Origin of the sequence: Streptomyces sp. NPDC048483, assembly GCF_040651455.1 — a bacterium.
In the GTDB taxonomy this organism is placed as follows: Bacteria; Actinomycetota; Actinomycetes; order Streptomycetales; family Streptomycetaceae; genus Streptomyces.
In genome coordinates this window covers 11,834-24,822 of sequence record NZ_JBEZJZ010000038.1, presented here as the reverse complement: position 1 = coordinate 24,822, position 12,989 = coordinate 11,834, and the positions used below count along the sequence as shown (strand labels likewise).

Below are 12,989 nucleotides of genomic sequence, written 5' to 3'. Positions count from 1 at the left end.
CCCTCACACAGAGGGGCGGGCCGTCGTCATATACGTACCTGCCCTGCAGCCGTACGTGCCCTGCAGCCGTACGCGCGCTACAGCCGTACGTGCCGTGCGGCCGTACGCGCGCTACATCGCGGCAAACGCCGCGCCCAACAACACCGCCCCGAACAACCCCATCACCCACGCCGTACGCCGCAACCGCATGCCCCCGGCCACCACCAGCGCCGCCAGCAACAACGACCCCGCAAACGGCACCCACGCATGCAAAATCCCCGCCAGCCCCGTCCGCACCGCATGCGACGTACCCGGCTTGAGCGTCACCTCCACCCGCACACCCTTGTCCGGCGCCGCCGCCTGCGCTATCGACACCTTCGGCCGCGGCCGGCCGTCCCCCTTCGTCGGTACATACGGACCCGTACACCGCTCGCCCCGGCACGCAGCCACCGTCATGGTGCCGCGCTCCTTCGCCTTCACGAGCATCGCGTACTGCGCCGTGTTCCACGACGTCCACACACCCGCCACCAACAACAGCAGCGCCAACAGCCCCATCAACCCCGTCCGGGCAATAAGCAACGCCCCATAGGCGCTCTCACCCGCCCGACGGGAGCGACTACGTTTGACCGAACTGGTGCGCGTACTGCTTCTGGGCATGGCGGCGATCCTTGGCCATCAACAGCCGCCGGTCAACCTCGGGCATACGGTTCGTCAGACCCTGCCCCACACTGTCCCCTTAGTGACCGACATACCCTCACGAGTTGTACGTACCCTGCGCCCGCTCCAAACCGTCCACCATCAACCCCTCCACCGCATCCGCCGCACGGTCCACGAAATACCCCAGCTCCTTGCGCTCCGCCGACGAAAAGTCCTTGAGCACAAAATCCGCCACCGGCATACGACCCGGCGGCCGACCGATACCGAACCGCACCCGGTGATAATCCGCACCCAGCGACTTCGTGATCGACTTCAAACCGTTGTGACCGTTGTCGCCACCACCCAGCTTCAGCCGCAGCGCACCGTAATCAATATCCAGCTCATCGTGCACCGCAACGATGTGGGACACCGGCACCTTGTAGAAATCCCGCAAAGCCGTCGTCGGACCACCCGACAGATTCATGAACGACATCGGCTTGGCCACCACCACCCGACGACTCCCCGGCCCCGGCGCACCGATCCGCCCCTCCACCACCTGCGCCCGCGCCTTGTGCGCCTTGAAACGGCCCCCCACCCGCTCGGCAAGAAGATCCGCCACCATAAAACCCACGTTGTGCCGGTTCGCGGCGTACTCGGGACCAGGATTCCCCAGCCCCACAATCAGCCACGGGCTGTCTGCATCCGTCATCTACATGCTCCTTCAACGACGCGACCGCCGCCCCGCGCCAGCGGCACGGAACGACGGTCACAGAAACAAGGTCCGGGGCACACCGGCGCCACACGCCAGCCCGGAAGAGGATCAGGCCTCGGCGCCCGCTTCCACACCCTCGGCGGCCTCCTCGGCCGGCGCCTCGGCCTGCGCCGAGACAACCTGCAGCACAACGGCGTCGTCCTCGACGGCCAGCGCCGAACCGGCCGGCAGCGCGATGTCCTTGGCCAGCACCGAGTGACCGGCGTCCAGACCCGCGATGGACACGGTGACCGACTCGGGGATGTTGGTCGCCTCGGCCTCCACCGGCAGGGTGTTCAGCACGTGCTCGAGCAGGTTGCCGCCCGGGGCCAGCTCGCCCTCAATCTGGATCGGCAGCTCGACGGTGACCTTCTCGCCCTTCTTCACGGCCAGGAAGTCGACGTGAACCAGGAAGCGACGGATGGCCTCACGCTGCACGGCCTTGGGGATGACCAGCTCGCTCTTGCCCTCCACGTCCAGACGAAGCAGCACGTTCGGGGTCTTCAGGGCCATCATCAGCGCGTGGCTGTCGATGGCGATGTGCTTCGGCTCGGCACCGTGACCGTAGATAACGGCCGGGACCTTCTCCTCGCGACGGATCCGGCGGGCGGCACCCTTACCGAAGTCGGTACGCAGCTCAGCGGCAAGCTTGACCTCAGCCATAACAGCACTCCTCGTATCTCAGAAAGATCTGACGGGCGTTACCCGGCCCACGACAGACCTGCTACGAAGAGCGCGTCGATAACGGACAGCCACCACAAAGGGCGGCCTCCCTCGCCGAGCAACTCGATGAGTCTACCCGGCGGGAAGGCCGCCCCAAAATGGATCACCAGCGCCCTCAGGACGCGGCGATCTCCGGACTCCGTCTACGGGACCCGGCTCACTGCTCCTCGAAGAGGCTCGTCACCGAACCGTCCTCGAACACCTCACGCAGCGCCCGCGCAATCGTCGGCGCCATCGACAGCACCGTGATCTTGTCCAGCTCCAGCTCCGAAGGCGTCGGCAGCGTATTCGTGAACACGAACTCACTCACCTTCGAATTCTTCAGCCGATCCGCCGCCGGACCCGACAGCACACCATGCGTCGCCGTCACAATCACGTCCGCCGCACCATTCGCAAACAGCGCATCCGCGGCCGCACAAATCGTGCCACCCGTGTCGATCATGTCGTCGACCAGTACACACACCCGGCCTTCGACATCACCGACCACCTCATGCACCGTGACCTGATTCGCCACATCCTTGTCACGCCGCTTGTGCACAATCGCCAGCGGAGCGCCAAGACGGTCACACCAACGGTCGGCAACCCGCACCCGACCCGCATCCGGCGAAACCACCGTCAGCTTGTCGCGATCAACCTTCGCACCCACATAGTCCGCAAGAACCGGCAGCGCAAAAAGGTGATCCACCGGGCCGTCGAAGAAGCCCATGATCTGATCCGTGTGCAGATCCACCGTCACCACACGGTCCGCACCCGCGGTCTTCATCAAATCCGCGATCAGCCGCGCCGAAATAGGCTCCCGGCCACGGTGCTTCTTGTCCTGACGCGCATAGCCATAGAAGGGCACCACCACGGTGATGCTCCGAGCGGAAGCCCGCTTCAGCGCATCAAGCATGATCAGCTGCTCCATGATCCACTTATTGATCGGAGCCGTGTGGCTCTGAATCAAAAAGCAGTCCGCGCCACGCGCCGACTCCTGATAGCGGACATAGATCTCACCATTGGCGAAGTCGAACGCCTTCGTCGGGACCAGGCCGACACCCAGCTGGTGCGCGACCTCCTCGGCCAGCTCGGGGTGGGCGCGGCCGGAGAAGAGCATCAGCTTCTTCTCGCCGGTCGTCTTGATCCCGGTCACAGCAAATCTCCTCGAATTCCTGTTTGCGTGCGCTCATCACGGTACGCCCCGCACGGCGCACCCTCCCCCAGCTAGCGCTGGGAGGTACCCCCATCACGATCACTGCTCGCCTTCGGACTCCTGGCGAGCGGCCGATGCGGCCTGCGCGGCGGCGCTTCCGGGCCGCTTGCGCGCGACCCAACCCTCGATATTCCGCTGCTGGCCACGCGCGACCGCCAGCGAACCCGGGGGCACATCCTTGGTAATGACCGAGCCGGCCGCCGTATAAGCACCGTCCCCGATCGTGACAGGAGCCACAAACATGTTGTCCGACCCCGTCTTGCAATGCGAACCCACAGTGGTGTGGTGCTTGGCCTCACCGTCGTAATTCACAAAGATGCTGGCCGCACCGATGTTGGTGTACTCGCCAATGGTCGCATCCCCCACATAGGACAGATGCGGCACCTTCGTGCCCTCACCGATCGACGCGTTCTTCATCTCCACGTACGTCCCGGCCTTCGCCTTCGGACCAAGATCCGTCCCCGGCCGCAGATACGCATACGGGCCGACATTCGCCCCGTCACCGATACGCGCACCCTCCGCCACCGTGAAGGACACCACAGCGCCCGCCCCGACCGCCGTATCCGTCAGCCGCGACTGCGGCCCGACCTCCGCACCGCCGCCGATACGCGTCGCACCCAGCAGCTGCGTCCCCGGATGCACCACCGCATCCGGCTCGAACTCCACCGACACATCCACCCACGTCGATGCCGGATCGACCACCGTCACACCCGCGAGCATCGCCCGCTCCAGCAGCCGCTCATTCAGCAGCCGACGGGCCTCGGCCAGCTGCACCCGGTTGTTGATCCCCAGAATCTCCCGGTGATCACCCGCCACGGCCGCACCCACCCGGTGCCCCGCCTCGCGCACGATGCCCAGGACATCCGTCAGGTACTCCTCACCCTGACTGTTGTCCGTACGCACCTTGCCCAGCGCATCGACCAGCAGCTTGGCGTCGAACGCGAACACCCCGGAGTTGATCTCCCGGATCGCACGCTGCTCCGCACTGGCGTCCTTGTGCTCGACGATCGCGGTGACGGCGCCGCTCGCCTCGTCCCGCACGATCCGGCCGTAGCCCGTCGAGTCCGGGACCTCGGCCGACAGCACGGTGACGGCGTTCTTGTCGGCGGCGTGCGTGTCGCCGAGCTGCTTGAGCGTCTCGGCGGTCAGCAGCGGGGTGTCGCCGCACACGACCACGACCGTGCCGTCGAGCACGGCACCCTGCCCGGCCAGCTCCTCCAGGCCCACGCGCACGGCGTGGCCGGTGCCGTTCTGCTCGTGCTGCACGGCGGTACGGATGGCCGGGTCGACCTCGGCGAGGTGCGCCTGCACCTGGTCACGGCCATGGCCGACGATCACGACGAGATGTTCGGGGTCCAGCTCACGGGAGGCGGCGACGACGTGTCCCACGAGGGAGCGGCCGCAGAGGGCGTGCAGGACCTTGGGGGTCGCCGACTTCATGCGGGTGCCCTCACCCGCTGCGAGAACGACGACGGCTGCCGGGCGGTTGGCGCTCACGGGGATGCCCTTCGGCTTCTTGGCTACTTCGGGTGGTGGTCATCCGAAGGATACCGGGGCGTTTGGTTGCGGAAACGACGGCGGGTCCTGATCTTGTGATCAGGACCCGGACTTTGCATGGTGATAGCAGTTGCTCCCCCGCGAGGATTTGAACCTCGACCTGCGAAGACCAAAACTTCGTGTGCTGCCTGATTACACCACGGGGGACAGTGCGTCAGACCATACCTGACCCACTGGTGGCTGTGGGTGCTGATGCTCCTGTCACGATGCCGGACCACCAACCTTCGATGCGACGGTACAGATCCGCGCACTGGAGAACGCGAACGACGAAGCAGCCGTGGTACTCGTCTCCCACGTTCTTGCGGACCGTTTTGGGGTTGTGCTTCTTGAGGACTGTCTTGCACAGGGAAGACACGTTGATGCCGACCAAGTCCGCCCAGTAGCGCTCGGCACCCTCTACGTCGGCGGACTCGTGGATCATCACGCAGAAGCGCAGGTGCTCGGGCTCCACGTCCAGCAGCGCCAGCCAAGCCATGAACACCTTGATCATGCCCGGGTCGCTATTGACGAAGATGACGCGTTCTCGCCGCTGGTACGGCTTGCTCTTGCTGCCCTCTGACCAGTACAGGCTGACGCCGATCAGGAACAGGTCCCGGTCGGTGAGCTGGCCGATTTCGCTGAACGCCTCGGTCTTCGTTTCTTCGATCGCCCGGTCCCGTGCTGCGCGATACGGCGCCCACCGTGCTTCCCGCATCTGGTGCATCGCTTCCGGCGACTTCCTTGGCTTGGGCAAGTCGCGTACCCAGAGCGACACCGAACTCTTGGCGACCCCTAGTTCCGCCACGATCTCGTCGTAGGTCCGCCCCTGTTTGCGCAGCTCGCGGGCCTTGTCGCGGAGGTTGTCCTTGGCGTTGGGGCGCTTGGTCCACTTGGGAGGCGGTTCTCCTTCGAGGAGATGGCTCAGGGTGCCGTCACTGAGTGCCCCTAGGTGCTCACAGATCTGGCGGCGGCTGAGCCCCGCCCGTCGCAGGGCCACGGCCTGTGGCCGTAAGGCTTCGAAGTCGGGGTGGTCCCGATGTGTGTGCGTCATGGGAACAGGGTGTCGTCGGTCACGTTGCGTAAGCATCGAAAATGCGGGCGATTCATTAGTTCGAGCGATATGTGGCCTTAGTGGCACGTAATGGGCCTGGCCTGTGCTCGGTCGCTCGTCGGGGAGAGCCGGGCGGACGCCCGTACGCTGGTCCGTATGAGCGCGACGGGGGCAAAGGAAAGTACGGGGGCGCGGGGCGCGCCCGGGGGAGGGCCGTGGTGGTGGGCCCGGCGGCGTAGTGCCGTGCTGGATGTGGTGCTGGCCGTCTTTTCGACGGTGGAGTGCGTCCTCGAGGGCATTCCGTTTGCGCATGAGGCGGGGCTGCCCGAGCCCGTGGGGATGCTGCTGGGGCTGGTGGTGGGGCCGGTGCTGGTGCTGCGGCGGCGGTGGCCGGTCGTGGTGGTGCTGGTTTCCATCGCGGTGGCGCCGGCGGAGATGGGTGCGCTGCTGGGCGTCGTGGGTCTGTACACGCTGGCGGCGTCGGATGTGCCGCGGCGGATCACGGCGTTGCTGGCCGGGATGACGGTGATCGGGACGCTGGTCACGACGTACATCAGCCTGCGGCAGGACGCGGCGTCGGAGGCGGACTTCCATCCGCCGGTGTGGTTCGTGCCGGTGCTGGCGGTTGCGGTGGGGCTGGTGCTGACGGCTCCGCCGGTGCTGTGGGGTCTGTATGTGGGGGCCAGGCGGCGGCTGGTGGAGAGCCTGCGGGAGCGGGCGGACGGTCTGGAGCGTGAGCTGTCGCTGTTGGCGGACCGGGCCGAGGAGCGGGCGGAGTGGGCCCGTAACGAGGAGCGGACGCGGATCGCGCGGGAGATGCACGACGTGGTGGCGCACCGGGTGAGCCTGATGGTGGTGCATGCGGCGGCGTTGCAGGCGGTGGTGTTGAAGGATCCGGAGAAGGCGTCGAAGAATGCCGCGCTGGTGGGGGATATGGGGCGGCAGGCGCTGACGGAGTTGCGGGAGATGCTGGGGGTGTTGCGTACGGCCGAGGGGGCGGCGACGGTGCGGGGCACGCCGGGGTCGGATGCGCCGGAGCGGTTGGTGGAGGTGGCGGACAAGGCCACCCGCCGGGCCGAGCCGCGGGCGTTGTCGGCGGAGGCGGACGGGGACGGGCCTTCGCTGGCGGAGCTGGGGGATCTGGTGGGGCAGTCCCGGGCGGCCGGGATGGTGGTGGAGCTGTCGGTGCAGGAGACCGAGGGGATGGCCGGGCGTCGGTATGCGGAGGGTGTGGAGCAGACCGTGTACCGGGTGGTGCAGGAGGCGCTGACGAATGTGCACAAGCATGCGCCGGGTGCGTGGGCGCGGGTGCGGTTGGCGCATCGGGCGGGTGAGGTGGCGGTGCAGGTGGAGAACGGTCCGTCGGAGCGCGGGGCGATGGATGCGGGGCTGCCCAGCGGGGGCAATGGCCTGGTGGGGATGCGGGAGCGGGTGACTGCTCTGGGGGGTGTCTTTGTGTCGGGGCCTACGGAGGCGGGGGGCTTTCGGGTGTCGGCGGTGGTGCCGGTGGGGGCGGGTGCGGCCGTCGGGTCCGGTGGGTGAGGAGCCGTTGCACGTGGCGGGGGCGGGCGTTCGGCCGCCGGGTGTCGCTGGAGTCGTTGGTGTCGCCGGCTTGGCGCCGGTGGTCGGCGGGGCGTGGTGCCGGGCTGCTGGGGGAGGCCGGGTCTGCCGTGGGGGCGTGTGAGGCGTGGCGGTGCGGGGGCCGGTCCGGGGGAGCGGGTGCCGCAGGCGTAGGTGCCGCTCGGAAGCCCGCCTGGTGAGTCCGCCTCGTGGGCCCGGCTCGCACGTCTGGCCCGCACGTCTGGCCCGCACGTCTGGCCGTAGGCCCCGTCCCGTAAGCCGTAAGCCGTAAGCCGTAACCCGTAAGCCCGCCCCGTAAGGCGGCTCACTCCTGCGCCGCGACCCCCAGCCGCTCCGGCCGCGTCCCCAGGACGAGGGTGCCGAGGGCGTGGTCGATGCCGGGGCCGAGGTACCAGTCGCCGGTGTGGTCGAGGCTGTAGATGCGGCCCTGGGTGTCGATGGCGAGGACTGCCTGGGCGGTGGGGGTGCCGTGGGGGTCGGGGGTTTCCTCCTGGCCGAGGGGGGCCACGTCGGTGTCGAGGGCGCGGCCGAGGTCGCCGAGGGTGCGGGCGAGGTGGAGGCCGTGGAGGGGGTTGATGGTGAAGGGGGTGGGGGCGATGTGGCGGCCGGGGCCAGTGCCGGTGATGGTGAGGCCGCCGAATTCGGCCCAGGCCTCGACGGCGGCGGCGAAGACGGTGTGGCGGTGGCCGGCGGGGGAGGCGTGGGCGCGGAGGGTGTCGGCCCAGTGTTCGGCCTGCTTTATGTCCCAGCGGCCGGGTTGCCAGCCGGCCTGCTGGAGGGCGACGTCGACGGCGGCGGGGAAGCGGGTGGAGTCGGTGCGGTCCCGGGCGGGGGGTACGGCGGCGTGGGGTGCGGTGGGCGGCATGGTGGCGGTCAGCTCCCGGTGGGCGTCGTGCCGCCGATGGGCATGACGCCGAAATGGGCGAGGAGGGAGTCGCAGGAGCGGCAGGGTGGGGCGTAGCTGCCGTGCTGGGGGTCGCCGTCCTCGCGGATATGGCGTGCGGTGATCTTGGAGTGTTTCAGGGAGCGGCGGGCCTCGCCGTTGGTGAGGGGCTTGCGGGAGGCGCGTTTGCTGCGGGCCGTCTCGACCGCGGTGAGGTGGCGGGAGAGGAGTACGGCTTCGGGACATCGCCCGGTGAAGCGTTCGCGCTGTGCGGTGCCGAGGGTGTCGAGGAAGTCCTGGACGAGGGGGTGCAGGGCGGGGGGCTGTTCCGCCTTGCTTGCCGTGCAGGTGAGGGTTTGTCCGCGTACGGACAGGGCGGCGCCGACGGTGGGGAGGATGCCGTCGCGGCGGTGGGCGAGGGCGGGCGCGCGGTCGGTGCCGGCGGTGGCGCTCCAGCCGATGCGGGGGTCGCCGGTGGCGGCGGTGTGCTGATGTGCGGTGGTGCTCATTGTTGGTGCTTTCCCTCCCTGCAATCCCCCGGATGCGAGTCAGCCTGCCAAATGTGCTGGGTGTTGTGGTAGTCGGAGGCGCTGTCAGCGATGTCACTGGTGCGTGACGGTTCGTCGGCTGCGGGGAAACAGGGCTGGTGGGCGGGGTGGCTTACGGCGCTCGGGGGAAGCGGCGGCGGGGGTGTGGGCGGCGTGTCGGTGGGCTGACGGAAGGGGAGCCTGGGCGGCGGGAGGGTGTTGCGGCACGGCATAGGCTGTGCCCCAAAGCCAGATCCAGCCAGGGGGCAACCGCGATGACGACAGGTCGGCTCGGGCAGCACCATGCCGCGCCACCGAACACGGCCTACGCCGGGCAGGTCGTGCATTTCCCGGACCCGGTGCGGGCCGCCCGGTATCCCGCAGGTGTGCGGGTGGACGCGAACGGTTTCCCGCAGTTCTCGCCGTACGCGCGGGCGGCGGCGGAGATCGCCGAGCCGCCGGAGGGCTTCGGTGTCGATGAGCTGCGGCTGACGGACTATGTGTCGGCGAATGCGGCGCTGCATGCGCAGGGGCACGAGCTGTGGATAGACGTTCCGTCGGTGGCGACACCGCACGGCTGGACGTGGCATCACGTGCCCGGTACGCGGCGGATGGAGCTGATCCCGGTCGAGGTGAAGGCGCTGTTGCGGCATCACGGTGGGCTGGCGACGGCCGCGGTGGAGCACGACAAGCGCGGTACGCGGCCGCTGCAGGAGACCCGGCCGGCGCATTTCGGGGTGCCGCGGCGTGATCTGGCGGTGGGTGAGGAGCAGGTGGCGCAGGCGGAGGAGACGCTGGGCTATCGGCTGCCGGGTGCCTACCGGTCGTTCCTGAAGGCGGCGGGCGGGTGTGCGCCGGCGGGTGCGGCGCTGGATGCGGAGCTGGGGCTGCTGGTCGATCAGCCGTTCTTCACGGTGCGGGACGATGCCGCGGTCAATGACCTCGTCTACATCAACAAGTGTCTGCGGGATCACTTCACCAAGGACTATCTGGGTGTGGCTTTCGTGCAGGGCGGTGTGGTCGCGGTGAAGGTGCGCGGCGAGGCGCTGGGAACGGTGTGGTTCTGTCCGTACGACGATGCCCGGGACCGGGACGGGTTGTCGGTGCAGGAGCGGGTGGAGCGGCTGCTGTTGCCGTGTGGTGCGGATTTTGATGATTTTCTGCAGCGGCTGGCGGGGAATCCGCCGGAGCTGGAGACCGTGGCGAACCTGATGGTGGACGGTGGCTTCGCGCACGCCGTTCCGGTGGAGGGGTGAGCGCGCGATGGTGACGTTCGCGCAGGCGCAGGAGCGCGCGGAGCGCTGGGTCAACGGCGAGGTGCCGGCGCCGCAGCACCGTGAGGTGCGGGTGCGGGAGTTCGATCTGGGCTTTGTGGCGTGGGCCGAGGACCGCGAGGGCGGGCCCAGCAGTGACGGGGGCCGCAGCCGGCTGGTGATCGCGCGGGACAGCGGGGAGACCACGCTGTGGCCGGGGCTGCCGGTGGGTGAGGTGATCCGGCGGTACGAGGAGGAGTACGGCGCGCCGGTGGACGGCGGGTACGGTGCCGCCGAGCCGCCGCCGCAGCGGGTGGATCTTGAGGCGACGTCGTTCCTGCTGACGCCGCCGGAGTGGCTGCAGGAGGCGGCGGACGCGATCGGGATTCCGGACCGGCGGGGGGAGCGTGGGGGGTCGGCTCCGGCTGCGTCCCCTGCTCCCGCGGCCGCTCCGCCGTCGGCTCCTGCGCCGTCGGCCGCTGCACCGGCCGCCGGTGCCTCGACGCCGTGGGCCGCCGCGGACACGACGACGGACGAGGGCACCGAGGACCGGTCCGTGGGGCTGCCCGAGACGGTGTTCACGGCGCCGCTGACCGAGCTCGACGAGTCGGACGACACCCCGCCGCCGGCGCCTCGTGCGCGGCCGGAGGCGAAGACCGAACTGCTGCAGGGCGGCAGTCAGCTGCCGCGTACGCAGGTGGCGCCGGCGGTGCCGGAGAGCGGTGCGGACGGCCGCCCCGGTGGCCTGCCCGCGCCGCCGCCGATGCCGCCCGCGCAGCCCATGGCGTCGGGGCTGCCGGACCTGCCGTCGCCGTCGGGGCCGCCGGTCGCCGACGTACCGCCGCCGCCGGGCGCGGGTGCGCCTGCCGCTCCCGGCCCCGGGATGCCGCCGCCCGCCCCGCCCGTGGGGGGCGGGGTGCACGCCGCGGCGACGATGCTCGCCGACGGCTCCGCGCTGCCCGGAAACGCCGGGAACGCCACGAACGCAGGGAACCCCGGAAGCACCGGGGGCCCGCCCCCGCCCCCCGGCGCGCCCGGAACGCCGGGTGCGCGCCGGGCCGGTCGTGGGCCGGACCCGGCGGAGGTCGCGGACGCCGCGACGGGCAAGGCCGAGGTACGGCCGGCCGGTGGCCCCGCGCCGTCCGGTCCCGGTTCGTCCGGTGCGCCGGCCGGCGGTTACGTACCGACGCAGCTGGTCTCGCAGCTGGATGCGGCGGATCTGGATCTGAGCGCGGTGGACGGGCCGCAGGGTGATGCGGGCGGGTCCGGCGGCGACGGGCCGCCGCCTGCCCCGCCGGTCGGCGGTGGGGTGCATGCCGCCGCGACGATGCTTGCCGACGGCGCGGCGCTGCAGGCCAGTCTGGGCGGTGCGGGCGGCCTCGGCGGTCCTGGTGGTGCCGCGGGGCCCGGCGTTCCGCCGCCGCCCTCGCCTCCGGGTCCGCCCGGTGCGCCGAAGCCGCCGGGTCCGCCCGGCAGGCCCCGCTCGGGCGGCCAGGGCGGCCAGGGCGGTCAGGGCAGCCAGGGCGGTCAGGGCGGCCCGCCGCCCCCGCCGCCGCCCACGGCCGGTGGTACGTCCGGCGGTGGGGTGCACGCCGCGGCGACGATGCTCGCCTCCGGCGCCGCGCTCGGCGGCCCCGGTGGTCCGGTGCCCGGCCCGGGTATGCCGCCGCCGGCGCCCCCGTCGGCCGGTCCCGGCATGCCCCCGCACGCCGGTCCCGGCCCCGCCATGCCCCCGCACGGAGTCCCACAGGCCCCGCCGGCGCCCGGCCCCGGTGGTCCCGGTGCGTACGGCTATCCCCAGGCCCCGAGCGGCCAGCCGACCGTCGGCCCCGGCTACATGGCGGTGCTCAGCTATCGCGCACCGGACGGCTCCGAGCAGAAGATCGTGCGCCGCTCCGCGCCCGGTACGCCGCACCCGGAGTGGCAGCTGCTGCACGAGCTGCGTGGCATGAACATTCCGCCGCAGCAGGTCCTGGAGCTGCACACCGAGCTGGAGTGCTGCGATCTGCCGGGCGGCTACTGCGCCCGGATGATCCGCGACAACTGGCCGCAGGTGCGCATCAGTCACACCGCCGCGTACGGCAAGGACCATGCCTCGCGGCAGCAGGGCGTACGGCATCTCGTCGAGCATCAGGGCGAGTTGCACCAGGTGGCGGACGGTCCGGCGCGGCCGGCGCCGGTGCGGGTGCCGTTGCCGCATCCCTCGCAGGTGCAGCCGGTGCCGCCGGTCCCGCCGCAGGTGATCGGGCAGGAGCTGGAGCAGTCCTTCGGGCCGCAGGGGATCTTCCGGTTCGACCAGCGGGCGGTCTCCCGGCAGGGCGTACCCGATGTGGTGGCGCAGATGCTGGTGTGGGCCGGGCTGCCGGTCGACTTCGGGCCGTTCTTCTGGGCGCAGGCGCAGCCGGGCCGTCCGGTGCCGACGCTGGCGGAGCTGGCGGCGGAGCGGGGCGTGCAGCCGGCCGCCGACGCGGGGTCGTATCTCGTCATGGGCAATGACTTCGGCCGTCAGCTGTGTGTCCAGTACGGGACCGCGAACATCGTGGCGGTGCCGGTCGAGGCGGGGCCCGGCGGGCAGCCCGCGACGCCGCAGTTCGTCAACAGCGGGCTGCCGGAGTTCGTGCGCTGTCTGGCGATGCTGGGGCGGATGTGGCGGCTGCGGTTCGGGCTGACGCCGGAGCAGGCGGGCCGCTGGACCGTCGACTTCCAGGCGCAGCTGGTCGCGCTGGACCCGCCGGCGCTGGGTTCGCCGGAGACCTGGTGGTCGGTGCTGCTGGAGCAGATGTGGGACGGGTTGCTGTGACGGTGGCGCTCGAAGGGTCCTCGGGGCCCTAGGGGGCGGGCGAACAGATCCCGTAGGGGGTGTGAGGGCCCCCTGTG

The 12,989-nt window shown here is 70.4% G+C and carries 11 protein-coding genes; 3 read left to right on the top strand and 8 right to left on the bottom strand.

Annotated features, from left to right (window positions below):
• Positions 1 to 111 precede the first annotated feature (111 nt).
• The 6 genes from AB0D04_RS20440 to AB0D04_RS20415 form a co-directional block, all read right to left on the bottom strand.
• On the bottom strand, positions 112 to 636 hold the full coding sequence (locus AB0D04_RS20440) for a hypothetical protein (RefSeq protein ID WP_362705050.1): 525 nt from the start codon (positions 634 to 636) through the stop codon (positions 112 to 114).
• Positions 637 to 733: 97 nt separating this feature from the next.
• On the bottom strand, positions 734 to 1,324 hold the full coding sequence (gene pth / locus AB0D04_RS20435) for an aminoacyl-tRNA hydrolase (RefSeq protein WP_362705048.1): 591 nt from the start codon (positions 1,322 to 1,324) through the stop codon (positions 734 to 736).
• A gap of 111 nt (positions 1,325 to 1,435) precedes the next feature.
• A complete protein-coding gene (locus AB0D04_RS20430; RefSeq protein WP_362705046.1) occupies positions 1,436 to 2,029 on the bottom strand; it encodes a 50S ribosomal protein L25/general stress protein Ctc in 594 nt (197 codons plus the stop codon).
• Between the two features lie 217 nt (positions 2,030 to 2,246).
• On the bottom strand, positions 2,247 to 3,221 hold the full coding sequence (locus AB0D04_RS20425; protein WP_362705044.1) for a ribose-phosphate diphosphokinase: 975 nt from the start codon (positions 3,219 to 3,221) through the stop codon (positions 2,247 to 2,249).
• Positions 3,222 to 3,320: 99 nt separating this feature from the next.
• On the bottom strand, positions 3,321 to 4,778 hold the full coding sequence (glmU, locus tag AB0D04_RS20420; RefSeq protein WP_362705041.1) for a bifunctional UDP-N-acetylglucosamine diphosphorylase/glucosamine-1-phosphate N-acetyltransferase GlmU: 1,458 nt from the start codon (positions 4,776 to 4,778) through the stop codon (positions 3,321 to 3,323).
• Positions 4,779 to 4,992: 214 nt separating this feature from the next.
• Positions 4,993 to 5,868: a hypothetical protein gene (locus AB0D04_RS20415; RefSeq protein ID WP_362705039.1), complete on the bottom strand. Its 876-nt coding sequence runs from the start codon at positions 5,866 to 5,868 to the stop codon at positions 4,993 to 4,995.
• Positions 5,869 to 6,024: 156 nt separating this feature from the next.
• Between AB0D04_RS20415 and AB0D04_RS20410 the strand changes: the two genes are divergently transcribed.
• Complete coding sequence (locus tag AB0D04_RS20410; RefSeq protein ID WP_362705037.1) at positions 6,025 to 7,410, top strand: histidine kinase; 1,386 nt, start codon at positions 6,025 to 6,027, stop codon at positions 7,408 to 7,410.
• Between the two features lie 343 nt (positions 7,411 to 7,753).
• Here AB0D04_RS20410 and AB0D04_RS20405 read toward each other — a convergent pair whose 3' ends face one another.
• Positions 7,754 to 8,314 (bottom strand): SUKH-3 domain-containing protein, encoded by a 561-nt coding sequence (locus AB0D04_RS20405; protein WP_362705034.1) that lies wholly within the window; start codon positions 8,312 to 8,314, stop codon positions 7,754 to 7,756.
• 8 nt (positions 8,315 to 8,322) lie between these two features.
• A complete protein-coding gene (locus tag AB0D04_RS20400; RefSeq protein ID WP_362705032.1) occupies positions 8,323 to 8,841 on the bottom strand; it encodes a YwqJ-related putative deaminase in 519 nt (172 codons plus the stop codon).
• A 293-nt stretch (positions 8,842 to 9,134) separates the two neighbouring features.
• On the opposite strand from AB0D04_RS20400, the gene AB0D04_RS20395 reads away from it, so the two are divergent.
• Entirely contained in the window at positions 9,135 to 10,115 is a 981-nt protein-coding gene (locus tag AB0D04_RS20395) for an HNH endonuclease (RefSeq protein ID WP_362705029.1), read from the top strand.
• 7 nt (positions 10,116 to 10,122) lie between these two features.
• Positions 10,123 to 12,912 (top strand): SUKH-4 family immunity protein, encoded by a 2,790-nt coding sequence (locus AB0D04_RS20390; RefSeq protein ID WP_362705026.1) that lies wholly within the window; start codon positions 10,123 to 10,125, stop codon positions 12,910 to 12,912.
• Positions 12,913 to 12,989: the final 77 nt, after the last annotated feature.

What these genes read in the sequence shown, in the direction of transcription:
- AB0D04_RS20430 (WP_362705046.1), bottom strand. Translation starts at nt 2,029, where the DNA reads ATGGCTGAGGTCAAGCTTGCCGCTGAGCTGCGTACCGACTTCGGTAAG.
- pth (WP_362705048.1), bottom strand. Translation starts at nt 1,324, where the DNA reads ATGACGGATGCAGACAGCCCGTGGCTGATTGTGGGGCTGGGGAATCCT.
- AB0D04_RS20395 (WP_362705029.1), top strand. Translation starts at nt 9,135, where the DNA reads ATGACGACAGGTCGGCTCGGGCAGCACCATGCCGCGCCACCGAACACG.
- AB0D04_RS20390 (WP_362705026.1), top strand. Translation starts at nt 10,123, where the DNA reads ATGGTGACGTTCGCGCAGGCGCAGGAGCGCGCGGAGCGCTGGGTCAAC.
- AB0D04_RS20405 (WP_362705034.1), bottom strand. Translation starts at nt 8,314, where the DNA reads ATGCCGCCCACCGCACCCCACGCCGCCGTACCCCCCGCCCGGGACCGC.
- AB0D04_RS20410 (WP_362705037.1), top strand. Translation starts at nt 6,025, where the DNA reads ATGAGCGCGACGGGGGCAAAGGAAAGTACGGGGGCGCGGGGCGCGCCC.
- AB0D04_RS20415 (WP_362705039.1), bottom strand. Translation starts at nt 5,868, where the DNA reads ATGACGCACACACATCGGGACCACCCCGACTTCGAAGCCTTACGGCCA.
- AB0D04_RS20440 (WP_362705050.1), bottom strand. Translation starts at nt 636, where the DNA reads ATGCCCAGAAGCAGTACGCGCACCAGTTCGGTCAAACGTAGTCGCTCC.
- AB0D04_RS20400 (WP_362705032.1), bottom strand. Translation starts at nt 8,841, where the DNA reads ATGAGCACCACCGCACATCAGCACACCGCCGCCACCGGCGACCCCCGC.